Raw genomic sequence first — 426 nt, 5'->3', positions numbered from 1 at the left:
GCGCGCAGCAGGACGCGCGCAGCCGCGCGAGGTCGAACAGCGCGAGCACTGGCGCGGGGGCCGCGCCGAAGCGGTCCTCGACCTCGCCGGCGAGCGCCTCGATCGCCTCGGGCTCGCGGGGGCGCAGCAGGCGCGTGTAGAGGCTGAGGCGGATCTCGGGCTCCGGAACGTAGTCCTCGGGGGTCCGGCTCGGCAGGCCGAGCTCGATCTCGGGGCTCCAGTCCTCGGCGCGCTCCCCCTTGGCGGCGGTGAGCGCCAGCTGCAGCAGGTGCTGATAGAGGCCGAGCCCGACGAGCTTGGCGTGCCCCGCCTGATCCCCGCCGACGAGGTCGCCGGCGCCGCGCAGGTCGAGGTCCCGGGCGCTGACCGCGAAGCCGGCGCCGAGGCGGTCGAGGGCCTCCAGGGCGCGCAGGCGCTGCAGCGCCG

At 77.2% G+C, this 426-nt stretch carries 1 protein-coding gene; it reads right to left on the bottom strand.

Annotated features, from left to right (window positions below):
• Positions 1-426, bottom strand: a 426-nt coding sequence (locus ACLBYB_RS32785) for a TRCF domain-containing protein (protein WP_447701378.1), incomplete at both ends; no start/stop codon positions are given.

This window comes from Methylobacterium sp. D54C, from assembly GCF_053345595.1.
The sequence above is the reverse complement of the archived record's forward strand: the minus strand, read 5'-3'. Positions and strand labels throughout refer to the sequence as shown.